This window comes from Streptomyces sp. SYP-A7185, assembly GCF_046103685.1.
Taxonomy (GTDB): Bacteria; Actinomycetota; Actinomycetes; order Streptomycetales; family Streptomycetaceae; genus Streptomyces.
Map to the genome: position 1 here is coordinate 6,681,391 of NZ_CP122310.1, position 16,969 is coordinate 6,698,359.

16 protein-coding genes are annotated in these 16,969 nt (G+C 71.1%); 13 read left to right on the forward strand and 3 right to left on the reverse strand.

The annotated features are described in order from the left end of the window. Window positions 1–31 precede the first annotated feature (31 nt). The 6 genes from dxr (at window position 32) to QBL25_RS29530 (ending at window position 7,382) form a co-directional block, all read left to right on the forward strand. The gene (gene dxr / locus QBL25_RS29505) at window positions 32–1,288 is read left to right on the forward strand and encodes a 1-deoxy-D-xylulose-5-phosphate reductoisomerase (protein WP_409059977.1); all 1,257 of its coding nucleotides are present in this window, start codon (window positions 32–34) and stop codon (window positions 1,286–1,288) included. Next, complete coding sequence (locus tag QBL25_RS29510; protein WP_409059978.1) at window positions 1,285–2,586, forward strand: M50 family metallopeptidase; 1,302 nt, start codon at window positions 1,285–1,287, stop codon at window positions 2,584–2,586. The genes dxr and QBL25_RS29510 overlap by 4 nt, the downstream gene beginning before the upstream one ends. A 163-nt stretch (window positions 2,587–2,749) precedes the next feature. Further along, on the forward strand, window positions 2,750–3,907 hold the full coding sequence (ispG, locus tag QBL25_RS29515; protein ID WP_409059979.1) for a flavodoxin-dependent (E)-4-hydroxy-3-methylbut-2-enyl-diphosphate synthase: 1,158 nt from the start codon (window positions 2,750–2,752) through the stop codon (window positions 3,905–3,907). A gap of 207 nt (window positions 3,908–4,114) precedes the next feature. Further along, window positions 4,115–4,963 carry a GNAT family N-acetyltransferase gene (locus QBL25_RS29520; RefSeq protein WP_409059980.1) on the forward strand — a complete coding sequence of 283 codons (849 nt, stop codon included), beginning with the start codon at window positions 4,115–4,117 and terminating at the stop codon, window positions 4,961–4,963. Between the two features lie 71 nt (window positions 4,964–5,034). Then, on the forward strand, window positions 5,035–5,580 hold the full coding sequence (locus QBL25_RS29525) for a GNAT family N-acetyltransferase (protein ID WP_409059981.1): 546 nt from the start codon (window positions 5,035–5,037) through the stop codon (window positions 5,578–5,580). Between the two features lie 107 nt (window positions 5,581–5,687). After that, window positions 5,688–7,382, forward strand: coding sequence for a proline--tRNA ligase (locus QBL25_RS29530; RefSeq protein ID WP_409059982.1), 1,695 nt, complete (start codon window positions 5,688–5,690; stop codon window positions 7,380–7,382). A 275-nt stretch (window positions 7,383–7,657) separates the two neighbouring features. Here QBL25_RS29530 and QBL25_RS29535 read toward each other — a convergent pair whose 3' ends face one another. From QBL25_RS29535 to QBL25_RS29545, 3 genes are read right to left on the reverse strand one after another with little or no spacing between them, the layout of a single operon-like run. After that, window positions 7,658–8,551, reverse strand: a complete 894-nt coding sequence (locus QBL25_RS29535) for an aminoglycoside phosphotransferase family protein (protein WP_409059983.1) — start codon at window positions 8,549–8,551, stop codon at window positions 7,658–7,660. Between the two features lie 35 nt (window positions 8,552–8,586). Next, window positions 8,587–9,054 carry a ferritin-like domain-containing protein gene (locus tag QBL25_RS29540; RefSeq protein WP_409059984.1) on the reverse strand — a complete coding sequence of 156 codons (468 nt, stop codon included), beginning with the start codon at window positions 9,052–9,054 and terminating at the stop codon, window positions 8,587–8,589. Beyond that, on the reverse strand, window positions 9,051–9,581 hold the full coding sequence (locus tag QBL25_RS29545; protein ID WP_409059985.1) for a hypothetical protein: 531 nt from the start codon (window positions 9,579–9,581) through the stop codon (window positions 9,051–9,053). Before QBL25_RS29545 ends, QBL25_RS29540 begins: the two co-directional genes overlap by 4 nt. 239 nt (window positions 9,582–9,820) lie before the next feature. On the opposite strand from QBL25_RS29545, the gene rimP reads away from it, so the two are divergent. The 7 genes from rimP to truB all read left to right on the forward strand — a co-directional run bounded on the left by rimP (window position 9,821) and on the right by truB (window position 16,879). After that, window positions 9,821–10,321, forward strand: a complete 501-nt coding sequence (gene rimP / locus QBL25_RS29550) for a ribosome maturation factor RimP (RefSeq protein ID WP_409059986.1) — start codon at window positions 9,821–9,823, stop codon at window positions 10,319–10,321. A 2-nt stretch (window positions 10,322–10,323) separates the two neighbouring features. Next, window positions 10,324–11,322: a transcription termination factor NusA gene (gene nusA, locus QBL25_RS29555; protein WP_409059987.1), complete on the forward strand. Its 999-nt coding sequence runs from the start codon at window positions 10,324–10,326 to the stop codon at window positions 11,320–11,322. 124 nt (window positions 11,323–11,446) lie between these two features. Beyond that, window positions 11,447–11,737 carry a YlxR family protein gene (locus QBL25_RS29560; RefSeq protein ID WP_409059988.1) on the forward strand — a complete coding sequence of 97 codons (291 nt, stop codon included), beginning with the start codon at window positions 11,447–11,449 and terminating at the stop codon, window positions 11,735–11,737. A 145-nt stretch (window positions 11,738–11,882) separates the two neighbouring features. Then, window positions 11,883–15,047 (forward strand): translation initiation factor IF-2, encoded by a 3,165-nt coding sequence (gene infB / locus QBL25_RS29565; RefSeq protein ID WP_409059989.1) that lies wholly within the window; start codon window positions 11,883–11,885, stop codon window positions 15,045–15,047. A 139-nt stretch (window positions 15,048–15,186) separates the two neighbouring features. After that, on the forward strand, window positions 15,187–15,480 hold the full coding sequence (locus tag QBL25_RS29570; RefSeq protein WP_190084823.1) for a DUF503 domain-containing protein: 294 nt from the start codon (window positions 15,187–15,189) through the stop codon (window positions 15,478–15,480). A gap of 32 nt (window positions 15,481–15,512) precedes the next feature. Continuing rightward, window positions 15,513–15,974 carry a 30S ribosome-binding factor RbfA gene (gene rbfA / locus QBL25_RS29575; protein ID WP_409059990.1) on the forward strand — a complete coding sequence of 154 codons (462 nt, stop codon included), beginning with the start codon at window positions 15,513–15,515 and terminating at the stop codon, window positions 15,972–15,974. Next, entirely contained in the window at window positions 15,971–16,879 is a 909-nt protein-coding gene (truB, locus tag QBL25_RS29580; RefSeq protein WP_409059991.1) for a tRNA pseudouridine(55) synthase TruB, read from the forward strand. The genes rbfA and truB overlap by 4 nt, the downstream gene beginning before the upstream one ends. Window positions 16,880–16,969 lie beyond the last annotated feature (90 nt).

A 16,969-nucleotide genomic window follows, 5' to 3' on the forward strand; every position in this document is an offset into this window, starting at 1 on the left:
CTCACGGCGCCGCCCAGGCAAGAATGGGGGGATGAGCGACAGTCCAGCCCCCCTCGCCGACCCGCATCTCGTCTTCGACCCCGTGGTCACGGACGGTCCGCGGGACATCGTCATCCTCGGCTCGACCGGGTCGATCGGCACCCAGGCCATCGACCTCGTCCTGCGCAACCCCGGTCGCTTCCGCGTCACGGCGCTCTCCGCCGCCGGCGGGCGCGTCGGGCTGCTCGCCGAGCAGGCGAGGCAGCTGCGGGTGAAGACCGTGGCCGTGGCCCGCGAGGACGTCGTACCGGCGCTGCGCGAGGCGCTGAAGGGGCAGTACGGCGACGAGCCGCTGCCCGAGGTCCTCGCCGGCCCCGACGCGGCCACGCAGCTCGCCGCGTCGGAGTGCCACACGGTCCTGAACGGCATCACCGGCTCCATCGGGCTCGCGCCCACCCTCGCCGCCCTGGAGGCGGGCCGCACCCTCGCGCTCGCCAACAAGGAGTCGCTGATCGTCGGCGGTCCGCTGGTGAAGGCGCTCGCGAAACCGGGCCAGATCATCCCGGTCGACTCCGAGCACGCCGCGCTCTTCCAGGCGCTCGCCTCGGGCACCCGCGCCGATGTGCGCAAGCTGGTCGTCACCGCCTCCGGCGGCCCCTTCCGGGGGCGTACGAAGGCCGATCTGGCCGACGTGACGCCCGAGGACGCCCTCGCGCACCCGACCTGGGCCATGGGACCGGTCATCACGGTCAACTCCGCGACGCTCGTCAACAAGGGCCTGGAAGTCATCGAGGCGCACCTCCTCTACGACATCCCCTTCGAGCGCATCGAGGTCGTCGTCCACCCGCAGTCCTTCGTGCACTCCATGGTCGAGTTCACCGACGGATCGACGCTGGCCCAGGCCACGCCGCCGGACATGCGCGGCCCCATCGCCATCGGCATCGGCTGGCCGGAGCGGGTGCCGGACGCCGCCCCCGCCTTCGACTGGACGAAGGCCTCCAGCTGGGAGTTCTTCCCGCTCGACGACGACGCTTTTCCGTCGGTCGGGCTCGCCCGGCACGTGGGGAAGCTCGCGGGCACGGCCCCGGCGGTGTTCAATGCCGCCAACGAGGAGTGCGTGGACGCGTTCTTGAACGGCGCCCTGCCCTTCAACGGCATCATGGACACCGTCACGAAGGTCGTCGCCGAACACGGCACACCGGCGGCGGGAACTTCCCTGACCGTCGCGGACGTCCTCGAAGCGGAGACCTGGGCACGCGCCCGGGCCCGTGAACTGACGGCGAAGGCGACCGCGGAGGCCCGCGCATGACGACCCTGATGATGATCCTCGGCATAGTCGTCTTCGCGGTCGGGCTGCTGTTCTCGATCGCCTGGCACGAGCTGGGCCACCTGTCGACCGCCAAGCTGTTCGGCATCCGCGTGCCGCAGTACATGGTCGGCTTCGGCCCGACGATCTTCTCGCGCAAGAAGGGCGACACCGAGTACGGCGTCAAGGCCATCCCCCTCGGCGGGTACATCCGCATGATCGGCATGTTCCCGCCGGGCCCGGACGGCCGCCTGGAGGCCCGCTCGACGTCCCCCTGGCGCGGCATGATCGAGGACGCCCGGTCGGCGGCCTTCGAGGAGCTCAAGCCCGGCGACGAGACCCGCCTCTTCTACACGCGCAAGCCGTGGAAGCGCGTGATCGTGATGTTCGCGGGGCCGTTCATGAACCTCATCCTCGCCGTGGCGATCTTCCTCGGCGTGATGATGACCTTCGGCATCAGCACCCAGACGACGACGGTCGGCAAGGTCTCCGACTGCGTCATCCAGCAGAGCGAGAACCGCTCCAAGTGCGAGAAGGGCGACACGGCCGCGCCGGCCAAGGCCGCGGGCCTGAAGCTCGGCGACAAGATCGTGGCGTTCCAGGGACAGCCCGTCGACGACTGGTCCGCGCTCCAGGGCAAGATCCGCGAGACCATCGGCCCGGCCACCATCACGGTCGAGCGCGACGGCAAGAAGGTGGACCTGCACGCCAACCTCATCAAGAACCAGGTCAGCAAGACCGACGGCGAGGGCGGGTACGTCGAGGGGAAGTACGTCTACGCGGGCTTCCTCGGCTTCACCCCGGCCACCGGCATCGTCCAGCAGGGCTTCGGCGACTCCGTGGAGCGCATGGGCGACATGATGGAGAACGGCGTCGAGTCGCTCATCGCCCTGCCCTCGAAGATCCCCGACCTGTGGGACGCGGCCTTCGGGGACGGCGACCGCAAGCAGGACTCCCCGATGGGCGTCGTGGGCGCGGCCCGCGTGGGCGGCGAGGTCTTCACGCTGGACATCCCGCCGGAGAACCAGATCGCGATGATGCTGTTCCTGGTGGCGGGCTTCAACCTCTCGCTGTTCCTGTTCAACATGCTGCCGCTGCTCCCGCTGGACGGCGGGCACATCGCGGGAGCGCTGTGGGAGTCGCTGCGGCGGCACGCGGCCAAGCTCCTGAAGCGGCCCGACCCGGGCCCCTTCGACGTCGCGAAGCTGATGCCCGTCGCCTATGTGGTCGCCGGGATCTTCATCTGCTTCACGATCCTGGTGCTGATCGCCGACGTGGTCAATCCGGTGAGAATCTCCTAATAACGTGAAGTTTGCGGCGGCCGGGCACTCTATGTGTCCGGCCGCCCACCATTGGGTGGACTTGGGGGCGGGATGTGCCCGGTCCCTGTGGGGTGCCGTAATCTCGAAGCCTGGAGCCCGCCGATCTCGGGACCTTGATCCACACCTTGGGGATGCACGCCAGATGACTGCCGTTTCTCTCGGAATCCCGTCCGTACCGACCAAGCTCGCCGACCGCCGGGTCAGCCGCAAGATCCAGGTCGGTACGGTCGCCGTCGGCGGGGACGCACCTGTGTCGGTGCAGTCGATGACGACGACGCGTACGTCCGACATCGGGGCCACCTTGCAGCAGATCGCGGAACTGACCGCGTCCGGCTGCCAGATCGTGCGGGTCGCCTGTCCCACGCAGGACGACGCGGACGCTCTCGCGACGATCGCGCGCAAGTCGCAGATCCCGGTGATCGCCGACATCCACTTCCAGCCGAAGTACGTGTTCGCGGCGATCGACGCGGGCTGCGCCGCGGTCCGCGTGAACCCGGGCAACATCAAGCAGTTCGACGACAAGGTCAAGGAGATCGCGCGCGCCGCGAACGACGCGGGCACGCCGATCCGCATCGGCGTGAACGCCGGCTCCCTGGACGCCCGCCTCCTCCAGAAGTACGGCAAGGCGACCCCGGAGGCCCTCGTCGAGTCGGCGCTCTGGGAGGCCTCGCTCTTCGAGGAGCACGGCTTCAGCGACATCAAGATCTCGGTCAAGCACAACGACCCGGTGGTCATGGTCAACGCCTACCGCCAGCTGGCCGCCGCCTGCGACTACCCCCTGCACCTCGGCGTGACCGAGGCCGGTCCCGCCTTCCAGGGCACGATCAAGTCGGCCGTCGCCTTCGGCGCGCTGCTCTCCGAGGGCATCGGCGACACGATCCGCGTCTCCCTCTCGGCCCCGCCGGTGGAGGAGATCAAGGTCGGCATCCAGATCCTGGAGTCCCTCAACCTCAAGCCGCGCCGCCTGGAGATCGTCTCCTGCCCGTCCTGCGGCCGCGCCCAGGTCGACGTCTACAAGCTGGCCGAAGAGGTCACTGCGGGCCTCGACGGCATGGAGGTCCCCCTCCGCGTGGCCGTCATGGGCTGCGTCGTGAACGGCCCCGGCGAGGCCCGCGAGGCCGACCTCGGCGTCGCGTCCGGCAACGGCAAGGGCCAGATCTTCGTGAAGGGCGAGGTCATCAAGACCGTCCCCGAGTCGAAGATCGTGGAGACCCTCATCGAAGAGGCGATGAAGATCGCCGAGCAGATGGAGAAGGACGGCATCCCGTCGGGCGAGCCGACGGTGGCCGTGGCGGGCTGACACTGCCGCGTGTGTCTGGCGACGCACTCCGGGGCAATCGGGTGGGTGGGCGGGAAACCACGCCGCGAAGCGGCGAAAAGGCCTCGGCCCGCCGACCCGCCCCCCGCCAACGGCGGAGAACCCGGTGGGACAAAGGGCACACGGCACAAGGCGCCCCCGCCGGGTACAGTGCGGAGATCAGCAGACCGTATGGTGAGGCCCCCGCACGTGTTGACTCAGACCACCACCAGGGTCCTCGAACCGAGTGACCTGGACGCCGCGCTCGCCGTCCTCGACCGCGAGCCGGTGGCCAACGCCTTCGTGACCTCGCGGGTCCGCGTCGCGGGCCTCGACCCGTGGCGGCTCGGCGGCGAGATGTGGGGCTGGTACCAGGACGGCATGCTGGCCTCCCTCTGCTACGCGGGCGCCAACCTCGTCCCCATCTGCGCGACCCCGCGCGCCGTACGCGCCTTCGCGGACCGCGCCCGCAGGGCAGGACGCCGCTGCTCCTCCATCGTCGGCCCCGCCGAGCCCACCGCCCAGCTGTGGCGGCTGCTCGAACCCTCCTGGGGCCCTGCCCGCGAGGTCCGCGCCCAGCAGCCCCTGATGGTCACCGACAGCCTCCCGCGGGACATCACCCCCGACCCGTACGTCCGTCGTGTCCGCAAGGACGAGATGGAGACGATCATGCCCGCGTGCGTGGCGATGTTCACCGAGGAGGTCGGCATCTCGCCCCTCGCCGGGGACGGCGGCCTGCTCTACCAGGCCCGGGTCGCCGAACTGGTCGGCGCGGGACGCTCCTTCGCGCGCCTCGACCGGGACGGCAAGGTCATCTTCAAGGCGGAGATCGGCGCGGCCACCGCCCAGGCCTGCCAGGTGCAGGGCGTCTGGGTGGCCCCCGAGTACCGGGGCCAGGGGTACGCGGCACCGGGCATGGCGGCCGTCCTGCGGTACGCACTCGCGGACGTCGCCCCCGTCGTCAGTCTCTACGTCAACGACTTCAACACCGCGGCCAGGGCGGCGTACCGACGGGTGGGCTTCAAGGAGGTCGGGGCGTTCATGAGCGTCCTGTTCTAGCCTCCGGCCCGCCCTCCGCGTCCGACGCGGCCCTCCTCACGCACCCCCGTACGCGAGTTAAAGTTCGGCGCATGACCAACGACGTCGTGATCGGGCCGCTGGACCTCGCCACGCACGTGGACGAGGCGCTGCGGGTGCAGGCCCACGCCTTCGGCCTGAGCGACGACGAGGTGACCGTCCGGCGCCAGATCGTGCTGCGGCACATCACCTACCCGGGCGCCCGCGCCCTCGGTGCCACCACCCCCGAGGGGCGGCTCGTCGGCTTCGTCTACGGCATGCCCAACGACCGCGGCCACTGGTGGTCCACGGTCGTCGAGCCGTATCTGCGCGTCCGCGGCGTGGACGACTGGCTCGACGACTCCTTCGTGATCACCGAGCTCCACGTGCAGCCGGGACACCAGCAGCGCGGAGTCGGCCGCACGCTCATCACCACCATCACGGACGCCTGCGACCAGCCGCGTTCGATCCTCTCCGCGATCGACGTCGAGAGCCCCGCGCGGGGCCTGTACCGCTCGCTCGGGTACACGGACCTGGCCCGCAACGTCCAGTTCCCCAGCGCCCAGAAGCCGTACGCGGTGATGGGCGCGCCCCTGCCCCTCAGGCGGCCCGGCGCCTGAACCGATTTCCGCCCGCGCCCGCGCCCCGGCTAACCTCCTGACAACACCCTTCCCCGAGCTCTCGGCTTCGTTCGAGCAGGGGGGACCACCTTCCGCAGGAGTTCACCATGGCCCAGGTCCAGCGCATGTCCCGATTGATGATCAAGACACTGCGCGACGACCCGGCGGACGCAGAGACGCTCAACCACAAGCTGCTCGTCCGGGCCGGATACGTCCGCCGCACCGCCGCAGGCATCTGGTCCTGGCTGCCCCTCGGCAAGAAGGTCCTGGAGAACATCACCCACGTCGTGCGCGAGGAGATGGACGCCATCGGCGCCCAGGAAGTCCTCCTGCCGGCGCTCCTGCCCAAGGAGTCGTACGACGCGACGGGCCGCTACGACGAGTACGGCGACCTGCTCTTCCGCCTCAAGGACCGCAAGGGCGCCGACTACCTCCTCGGTCCGACGCACGAGGAGATCTTCACCCAGATCGTCAAGGACCAGTGCTCGTCCTACAAGGACCTGCCCGTGATCCTCTACCAGATCCAGACGAAGTACCGCGACGAGGCCCGCCCCCGCGCCGGTGTGCTGCGCGGCCGTGAGTTCCAGATGAAGGACTCGTACTCCTTCGACACGACGGACGAGGGCCTCGCCGAGTCGTACGCCCTGCACCGCGCCGCGTACATCAAGATCTTCGAGCGTCTCGGTCTCGACCACCGCATCGTCTCCGCCGTCTCCGGCGCGATGGGCGGCTCGGCCTCCGAGGAGTTCCTGGCGCCCGCGCCGGCCGGTGAGGACACGTTCGTGGACTGCCCCGCGTGCGACTACGCGGCCAACACGGAGGCCGTCTCCTTCGTCGCCACGGCGGTGGACGGTTCCGCGCACGGCCCGGTCGAGGACCTGGACACCCCCGACACCCCGACCATCGAGACGCTCGCGGCCCACCTCGGCGTGCCCGCGTCCGCGACCCTGAAGAACCTCCTGGTCAAGGTCGACGGCGAGATCGTCGCCGTGGGCGTCCCCGGCGACCGCGAGGTCGACCTCGGCAAGCTCGGCGAGCACCTGTCGCCCGCCGTCGTGGAACTGGTGACGGCCGAGGACTTCGAGGGCCGCGACGATCTCGTACGGGGTTACGTCGGCCCGCAGGGCCTGGAGAAGGTCCGCTACATCGCCGACCCGCGGGTGGCGGCGGGCACCGCCTGGATCACCGGCGCCAACAAGATCAACACGCATGCGAAGAACGTCGTCGCGGGCCGTGACTTCGAGGTCGACGAGTACCTCGACGTCGTGGTCGTCGAGGAGGGCGACCCCTGCCCCAAGTGCGGCACCGGCCTGAAGCTGGACCGCGCCATCGAGATCGGCCACATCTTCCAGCTCGGCCGCAAGTTCGCCGACGCCTTCCAGCTGGACGTCCTGGGCCAGCAGGGCAAGCCGGTCCGCGTGACCATGGGGTCGTACGGCATCGGCGTCTCGCGCGCGGTGGCGGCGCTCGCCGAGCAGACCGCGGACGACAAGGGCCTGTGCTGGCCCAAGGAGATCGCCCCCGCCGACGTCCACGTGGTGGCCGCGGGCAAGGCGCTCCAGACCGAGCTGGCGCTCGACGTCTCCGAGCAGCTGAACGCGGCGGGCGTCCGGGTCCTGGTCGACGACAGGCCGGGCGTCTCGCCCGGCGTGAAGTTCACGGACGCCGAGCTGATCGGCGTGCCGCAGATCCTGGTGGCCGGACGCCGCTCCGCCGAGGGCGTGGTGGAACTGAAGGACCGCAGGACGGGCGAGCGCGAGGAACTGACGGTGGCGGAGGCCATCGCACGGCTGACGGCCTGACGGCCTCACCGCCTCACCGCCTGAGCGGGATCACCGGACGTCGGCCGGGCTGCACCATCCGGCCCGGCCGACGTCCGAGAACGGTCCCGGCGAAGCCGGCGGTGGCGGTACGCGAGACGCTGCCGCCCGCTTCAGCCGCGAAGCCGGTGAGGGTGGCATGCCGGGCGTTCTCGCTCGCTTCAGTGGCGAGGCGGCCGGTGGCCGGCCGCACGCACGGTGTTCCGGCTCGCCACAGCCGTGGAGCCCTGACGGCGACACGCGAGGCGGCCGGTCCGTCACAGCCAGCCGGCGAACTCCAAGAGCAGTTCCGCGTCCTGGGGGCGGCCCACTCGTCGTGCCCGGACGCCGGACTCCACGGCCCGGAACAGGGTCCAGCCCCGCAGCCGCTCCTGGTCCACGTCCAGTGACTCGGCCAGCTTCTTCACCCGGCGGCGGGTGATCGACGCCCCCGAGGGCGAGGCGATGAGGTCCTCCACCCGGTCCCGCACCAGCCGGGCCAGGTCGAACGCGCACTCGCCCACCACCGGGTCGGGCCCCACGGCCAGCCACGGCACGCGATCACCCTGGAGGACCTTGCTCTGCCGGAACGTCCCGTGCAGCAGCCGCACCTCCGCGTCCCCGGCGAGCAGTTCCTGCCGGGCGGCGAGCGCGGCGTCCACCAGCGGCCCGACCTCCCCGTCGGCGGCGGCCCGCATCGCCTCGGCCTGCCGCCCCGTCCGCTCGGCGACGGTCTCGAAGCGGTGCCCCGCGGGCGGCTCCACCCACAGCCGCCGCAGCGTGCCCGCGGCCTCCAGGAGCGCCTTGGCCTCGGGCAGCGAACGGACCGAGACGTCACGGTGCAGCCGCTCCAGGAGGAGAGCGCCGTCGGAGGCGGTGGGGTCGAGCAGCCGCACGGCACCGAGCCCGTTCCAGTGCGCGAGCGCGGCCCGCTCGCTCTCGGGCCGCGACCTCGGCGGCACCAGCTTCAAGGCCGCGGGCGTGCCGTCGGCCAGGCGCACCAGGACGACGAGACTGCTGCGCCCACCGGGCACGTGGACCCGCTCGACGGTCAACCCGCGTAGAGCGACGGCCTGTTCGGCTGCCTCGGGCAGCTTCTCCAGCCAGTCGTCGCCGTCCCGCGTCGTCTCACCGAGTGCGGTGACCAGACGCGGGGGCGGTTCGAGAGCCATACGCGAGGTGTTCCCTTCCTGACGGTCGTGAGCGCCTACGCCTCGGGGCCCGCCGGTGTGGAGGTGCCCGACCCGGCGGCCCGCTCGGCGAGACCAGGGAAGGTTACGCTCCCCCCGCGCCACCGCGCCGCACGGACCGCGGCATCCCGCAGCGCCTCGGCCGCGCTGCCGCGCCGGGCGCCGGTGGAGGCCCGTACGAGATCCGAGTAGACCCCGGCGACCCGCTCCTCCAGCTCCGTGGCGAGCCGTACGGCGGCCGCGGAGTCCGGCACCTGGAAGGGCAGCGCGTAGGCCGCCGCCGAGGGCTCGGGCTCGCCGCCCAGGTCGCGCACGGCGCGCTGGAGCTCGTCGCGCCGGGCGCGATGCGTGTCGTACGCCGTGCGCGCCTCCGCCCTGCGGTCCTCGCCGATCCGGCCGCCGACGACCCCGAAGCCGTACACGGCGGCGTGCTCGGCGCCCAGGGCGGCCTGCACCGCCCGCAGCTCGTCCTTGGAATCGCTCACTTGTCGCCCTCCGTCAGCAGATACGCGTGCGCGGCGCCCGCCGCCGCCACCGAGGCCAGCAGCCTGGCCAGCTCCGCCGGTGCGTCCAGGAGGTCGCTCCCGCGCCGCTTGGCCAGCTCCCGCTCGGCCTCGGCGAGCCCGCGCACGGCGTCCTTCTCGTCCTTGGGGACGGCAGGCTTCGGCGAGCGCGACACCGAGGGGGAGGGGGAGCCCGAAGGGGACGGGGGAGCGGAACCGTCGGCGAAGGCCGCCTTGTGCCGCTTCACCTCCGCCCGCAGCGGACCGAGCCGGCCGGTCAGCGAGGGATGCGCGGCGAGGACGGCGTCGTACCGTCCGAGCAGCTCACCGCTGTCCCGGGCGGCCGTCGCGCGCAGCCGCGCGGCGGCGGAGGGGCGCTCGTCCGCGTCCGTGGCGGAGTCCGAGCAGCCCGCGAGCAGCGCGGCCCCGGCCGCTCCTGCGGCCCCGGTCAGCAGGCTCCTGCGGCGCGGCCCCGAGCGGGCGTGCGAGGGGGTGGGATACGACGGCACGGCAGACGTCCTCGGCAGGAAGGCCAGAAAGGCAGGCAGTCAGAAGGTGGGAAGCCGGGCGGGAGCCCGGTGATCACCGTACCTGCGGCCTGCCCTCGTACGCGTGAGCGGCTCGAAGCCGGGCGGCCCGAGGCGGGACGGGGCCCGACGGCGGGCGGCAACACCCCTCTGGACCGGATACCCTTTGACCTGACACGCGACGATCCCACAACAGCACACGCGGCCGAGGAGTCACCCGGATGAGCACCACCCAGAGCGAGAGGCTGCGAGAACTGCTGGAACCGCTCGTCAGCTCGAAGGGTCTGGATCTCGAAGAGATCGAAGTGGCCTCGGTCGGACGCAAGCGGGTGCTGCGCGTCGTCGTCGACGCGGACGACGGCGTGGACCTGGATCAGATCGCGGAGATCAGCCGCGAACTCTCCGAGAAGCTCGACGAGAGCGACGCGATGGGCGACGGGGAATACACCCTCGAAGTCGGCTCCCCGGGCGCCGAGCGCCCGCTGACGGAGCACCGCCACTATCTGCGCGCCGTCGGGCGACTGGTGAAGTTCCAGCTGACGGAGGGCGGCGACGAGCTGATCGCCCGCATCCTCGACGTGGACGACGCAGGCGTGGATCTTGAAGTACCGGGCGTGAAGGGGCGCAAGCCCACCGCCCGCAGGCTCTCCTTCGACGAGATCGCCAAGGCGCGCGTCGAGGTCGAGTTCAACCGCAAGGACAAGAAGGAAGAGGAGGCGTAGCCGTGGACATCGACATGAGTGCCCTGCGGGGTCTGGTCCGGGAGAAGGAGATCTCCTTCGACCTGCTGGTCGAGGCGATCGAGTCGGCCCTCCTCATCGCCTACCACCGCACCGAAGGCAGCTTCCGTCGCGCCCGCGTGAAGCTGGACCGCGAAAGCGGCCATGTGACGGTGTGGGCGACGGAGGACCCGGCGGACCTCGAAGAGGGCCAGGAGGCCAAGGAGTTCGACGACACCCCCTCGGACTTCGGCCGCATCGCCGCGACGACCGCCAAGCAGGTCATCCTCCAGCGCCTGCGCGACGCCCAGGACGACGCGACGCTCGGCGAGTACGCCGGCCGTGAGGGCGACATCGTCACGGGCGTCGTCCAGCAGGGCCGCGACCCGAAGAACGTGCTCGTCGACATCGGCAAGCTCGAGGCCATCCTGCCGGTGCAGGAGCAGGTCCCGGGCGAGGAGTACGCCCACGGTCTGCGCCTTCGTTCGTACGTCGTCCGGGTGGCGAAGGGCGTCCGCGGCCCCTCGGTCACGCTGTCCCGCACGCACCCGAACCTCGTCAAGAAGCTCTTCGCGCTCGAGGTGCCCGAGATCGCCGACGGGTCGGTCGAGATCTCGGCCATCGCCCGCGAGGCAGGTCACCGGACCAAGATCGCGGTCCGCTCCACCCGCTCCGGGCTCAACGCCAAGGGCGCCTGCATCGGCCCGATGGGCCAGCGTGTGCGCAACGTCATGGCCGAGCTCAACGGCGAGAAGATCGACATCGTCGACTGGTCGGACGACCCGGGCGAGATGGTCGCGCACGCGCTGTCGCCGGCGCGGGTCAGCAAGGTCGAGATCGTCGACATGGCGGCCCGCTCCGCACGGGTGACGGTGCCCGACTACCAGCTCTCCCTCGCGATCGGCAAGGAGGGCCAGAACGCCCGCCTCGCCGCGCGGCTCACGGGCTGGCGCATCGACATCCGCCCGGACACCGAGCAGCCGCAGGACTCCTCGGAGGCCTGATCGGGCTGCTGATCACGCACCTGATCGCACGCCGGTCAGGTGCTGATCGCGTACTGATCAAGACAACAACCGTTCGATTTTTGCCCCAAAGGGGTGAGGTCGGTGCGGGGAGGTAGACTTAATCGTGTCTGGCCGGACGCAAGCCCGCGCATGCCCCGAACGCACCTGTGTCGGGTGCCGGGAGCGAGCGGCCAAGAGCGATCTGCTGCGCATCGTGGCGAAAGAGGGCGCTTGCGCCCCCGATCCAAGCGGTACGCTGCCCGGCCGGGGTGCGTACGTACACCCCGTTCCGGTCTGTCTCGACCTGGCGGTCCGACGCAGGGCGTTCCCGAGGGCCCTCCGGGCCCCGGGCCCGCTCGACACGGCGGACTTGCGCCGAGCCGTCGAGACAGTTGCCCAGCAGGCAACACCGTAAGGAAGGTCGCGCGGAACCCCGCGCGGCCCTGGTATTCCGCGAGTTGGAAGTAGGTCGAGATTGCGATGAGCACTCGATGAGCACGCGATGAGTACGCCCATGAAGTAGCGACGGTCCGGCGTAACCCGGACCTAAAAGGAGCGAAGTGGCTAAGGTCCGGGTATACGAGCTCGCCAAGGAGTTCGGCGTAGAGAGCAAGGTCGTCATGGCCAAGCTCCAAGAACTCGGTGAATTCGTACGTTCGGCGTCCTCGACGATCGAGGCGCCCGTAGTACGCAAATTGACTGACGCATTGAACACAGGTGGCGGCAACGGCAAGCCCGCCGCCGCCAAGCCCGGGGCGCCGCGCAAGCAGGCCGCCCCCAAGCCGCCGGCCCCCTCGGGCTCGGCGACCCCCTCTCCCGCGCAGGCCGCCCGTCCGGGTCCGGCCGCGCCGAAGCCGCCGGCGGCCAAGCCCGCCGCCGCGGCCGACAAGCCCGCGGCCTCCCCGGCCGCTCCCGGCCCGCGCCCGGGTCCGAAGCCGCCGACGCCCAAGCCGGCGCCGGCAGCTCCGGCTGCCCCGGCCGCGCCCGCCGCGCCGGTCAGCCCGGCTCCGGCCGCCCCGGAGTTCACCGCTCCGCCGGCCGCTCCGGCTGCCTCATCGGCACCGGCGGGTCCCCGTCCGGGCGCTCGCCCGGGTGCCCCCAAGCCCGCGGGCCGTCCGGCCCCCGGCCAGGGTGGTCAGGGCCAGGGTCAGGGCGGTCGTGGCGACCGCGGCGACCGTCAGGGCGGCGCTCCGCGTCCCGGCGGCCAGGGTGGCGCTCCGCGCCCCGGTGGCCGTCCGGCAGGACCGCGTCCCGGCAACAACCCGTTCACCTCTGGTGGCTCCACCGGCATGGCGCGCCCGCAGGCGCCCCGTCCGGGCGGCGCCCCGCGTCCCGGCGGCCAGGGTGGCCCCGGCGGTCCCGGCGGCGCCCCGCGCCCGCAGGGCCAGGGCGGCCAGGGTGCTCCTCGTCCGCAGGGCCAGGGCGGCGCTCGCCCCAGCCCCGGCGGCATGCCTCGCCCGCAGGGCGGTGCCCCGCGTCCCGGCGGCGCCCCCGGTGGCGGCGGTAACCGTCCGAACCCGGGCATGATGCCGCAGCGTCCCGCCGCGGGCCCGCGTCCCGGTGGTGGCCCCGGCGGTGGCCGTGGTCCCGGCGGCGGCGGTCGTCCCGGCGGTGCCGGTGGCGGTCGTCCCGGTGGCGGCGGCGGCTTCGCCGGTCGTCCCGGTGGCGGTGGCGGCGGCTTCGCAGGCCGTCCCGGCGGTCCCGGTGGCGGTGGCGGCGGTTTCGCCGGTCGTCCCGGTGGCGGCGGTGGCCGTCCCGGCTTCGGTGGCCGTCCCGGCGGTCCCGGTGCCCGTGGTGGCACGCAGGGTGCCTTCGGCCGTCCCGGTGGGCCCGCCCGCCGTGGCCGCAAGTCGAAGCGGCAGAGGCGCCAGGAGTACGAGTCGATGCAGGCTCCGTCGGTCGGCGGCGTCATGCTGCCGAGGGGCAACGGCCAGGCGGTCCGCCTGTCCCGTGGTGCCTCGCTGACCGACTTCGCCGAGAAGATCAACGCCAACCCGGCGTCGCTCGTCGGCGTGATGATGAACCTCGGCGAGATGGTCACGGCCACGCAGTCCGTGCCGGACGAGACGCTGAAGCTGCTCGCGGACGAGATGAACTTCGTCCTCGAGATCGTCAGCCCCGAGGAGGAGGACCGCGAGCTGCTCGAGTCCTTCGACATCGAGTTCGGCGAGGACGAGGGCGACGAGGACATGCTCGTCGCGCGTCCGCCGGTCGTGACCGTCATGGGTCACGTCGACCACGGCAAGACCCGCCTTCTGGACGCGATCCGCAAGACGAACGTCATTGCGGGCGAGGCCGGCGGCATCACGCAGCACATCGGTGCGTACCAGGTCTCTTCCGAGGTCAACGGCGAAGACCGCAAGATCACCTTCATCGACACCCCCGGTCACGAGGCGTTCACCGCCATGCGTGCCCGTGGTGCGAAGTCCACCGACATCGCGATCCTCGTGGTCGCGGCGAACGACGGTGTGATGCCGCAGACGATCGAGGCGCTGAACCACGCCAAGGCGGCCGACGTGCCGATCGTGGTCGCGGTCAACAAGATCGACGTCGAGGGTGCCGACCCGACCAAGGTGCGCGGTCAGCTCACCGAGTTCGGTCTGGTGGCAGAGGAGTACGGCGGCGACACGATGTTCGTCGACATCTCCGCCAAGCAGGGCGAGAACATCGAGGCCCTCCTGGAGGCCGTGGTCCTGACCGCGGACGCCTCGCTCGACCTGCGCGCCAACCCTGAGCAGGACGCGCAGGGTATTGCGATCGAGTCCCACCTGGACAAGGGCCGCGGCGCCGTCGCGACCGTCCTGGTCCAGCGCGGTACCCTCCGCGTCGGTGACACGATGGTGGTCGGCGACGCGTACGGCCGAGTCCGCGCGATGCTCGACGACAAGGGCGAGAACGTGACCGAGGCGGGTCCCTCGACCCCGGTCCTCGTGCTCGGTCTCACCAACGTCCCGGGTGCCGGCGACAACTTCCTGGTCGTCGACGAGGACCGTACGGCCCGTCAGATCGCCGAGAAGCGTGCCGCCCGTGAGCGCAACGTCCGCTTCGCCCGCAAGGGTGTGCGGTTCTCCCTGGAGAACCTGGACGAGGCCCTCAAGGCCGGTCTGGTGCAGGAACTCAACCTCATCATCAAGGGCGACGCGTCCGGTTCGGTGGAGGCTCTCGAGTCCTCGCTGCTCCAGCTCGACGTCGGCGAAGAGGTCGACATCCGCGTCCTGCACCGCGGCGTGGGTGCGGTCACCGAGTCGGACATCGACCTGGCGACCGGCTCCGACGCGATCGTGATCGGCTTCAACGTCCGTGCGGCCGGTCGTGCCGCGCAGATGGCCGACCGCGAAGGCGTGGACGTCCGGTACTACTCGGTCATCTACCAGGCGATCGAAGAGATCGAAGCGGCCCTCAAGGGCATGCTCAAGCCGGAGTACGAAGAGGTCGAGCTCGGCACGGCGGAGATCCGCGAGATCTTCCGCTCGTCCAAGCTGGGCAACATCGCCGGTGTCCTGGTCCGGTCGGGCGAGGTCAAGCGCAACACCAAGGCGCGCCTCATCCGCGACGGCAAGGTCATCGCGGAGAGCCTCAACATCTCCGGTCTGCGCCGCTTCAAGGACGACGTCACCGAGATCCGCGAAGGGTTCGAGGGCGGTATCAACCTCGGCAACTTCAACGACATCAAGATCGACGACGTCATCGCGACGTACGAGATGCGCGAGAAGCCGCGAGGCTGATCACGACAGCTCGAACCGGGGCCGGTCGAGGGGAGGTAAATCCCGTCGATCGGCCCCGGCCGTTCCGTGTACGGTTCTTGTGTCCCTGCCAAGCGGTTGGCGGGGCACGAACCCGAACCGGCGGGACATCCGGACACACATGTATGTGGGGACACTGTCCTTCGATCTGCTCCTCGGCGACGTTCGCTCGCTGAAGGAGAAACGCTCCGTCGTCCGCCCGATCGTCGCCGAACTCATCCGGAAATACGCGGTGAGCGCGGCGGAGACGGGGAACCAGGACCTCCATCGCAGGGCCGAGATCGGCCTGGCGCTGGTCTCCGGGGAGACGGGGCACCTCACCGACGTACTGGACCGGTGCGAGCGCATGGTCGCCGCCCGTCCCGAGGTGGAGCTGCTCTCCGTTCGACGCAGGCTCCACGGCGACGAAGACTGATTGCACAGCAAGGCGAAGAAGGAGACGGAGCAGTGGCCGACAACGCGCGGGCGAAAAGGCTGGCGGACCTCATCCGAGAGGTGGTTGCCCAGAAGCTGCAGCGCGGGATCAAGGACCCGCGGCTCGGTACGCATGTGACCATCACGGACACCCGGGTGACGGGTGACCTGCGGGAGGCGACTGTCTTCTACACGGTCTACGGGGACGACGAGGACCGCGCGGCGGCCGCCGCCGGTCTGGAGAGCGCCAAGGGCGTCCTCCGTTCGGCGGTCGGTGCGGCGGCGGGCGTGAAGTTCACCCCGAGCCTCACCTTCGTGGCGGATGCGCTGCCGGACAACGCCAAGGCCATCGAGGACCTCCTCGACCGGGCCCGGATGTCGGACGAGAAGGTGCGCGAGGTGTCCGCGGGCGCCGAGTTCGCCGGCGGGGCCGACCCGTACCGCAAGCCGGAAGCCGACGACAACGACGAGACGGACGGCGACGCCTCGGCATGAGCAAGACCAGCAACAAGACGCCGGACGGCCTTGTCATCGTCGACAAGCCGTCCGGCTTCACTTCGCATGACGTGGTCGCCAAGATGCGCGGGATCGCCAAGACCCGGCGCGTCGGCCACGCAGGCACCCTCGACCCCATGGCGACGGGCGTGCTCGTCCTCGGGGTCGAGCGGGCGACCAAACTCCTCGGCCACCTCGCGCTGACGGAGAAGGAGTACCTCGGCACGATCCGCCTGGGCCAGAACACCCTCACGGACGACGCCGAAGGCGAGCTGACCTCGTCGGCCGACGCCTCGGCGGTCAAGCGCGACGCCATCGACGCGGGCATCGCCAAGCTCTCCGGCGACATCATGCAGGTGCCGTCGAAGGTCAGCGCCATCAAGATCGACGGCAAGCGGTCGTACGCACGGGCGCGCGAGGGCGAGGACTTCGAGATCCCCGCCCGGCCGGTCACGATCTCCGCCTTCACCGTGTACGACGTCAGGGACGCCGTCGCGGAGGACGGCACCCCCGTCCTCGACCTGGTCGTGTCGGTGGTCTGCTCGTCGGGGACGTACATCCGCGCCCTCGCCCGCGACCTCGGTGCCGACCTCGGGGTCGGCGGCCACCTCACGGCCCTGCGGCGCACCCGCGTCGGGCCGTACAAGCTGGACGCGGCCAAGACCATCGACCAGCTCCAGGAGGAGCTGACGGTGATGCCGGTGGCGGACGCGGCCACCGCCGCGTTCCCGCGCTGGGACGTGGACGAGAAGCGGGCCCGGCTGCTGCTCAACGGCGTACGGATCGAGATGCCGGGGGAGTACGCCGGAGCCGGCGCCGTCGCGGTCTTCGACCCGGAGGGCCGGTTCCTGGTCCTGGCCGAGGAGCTCAAGGGCAAGGCGAAGAGCCTGGCCGTCTTCGCCTGAGCTTCCGCTCTCGGATCTCTGTCCGGCGTCCGGCTGCCGTGCGTCTTGCCTGGGTCCTTCTCCGAGAGGGATCTCCGCCGTGGAGCGGCG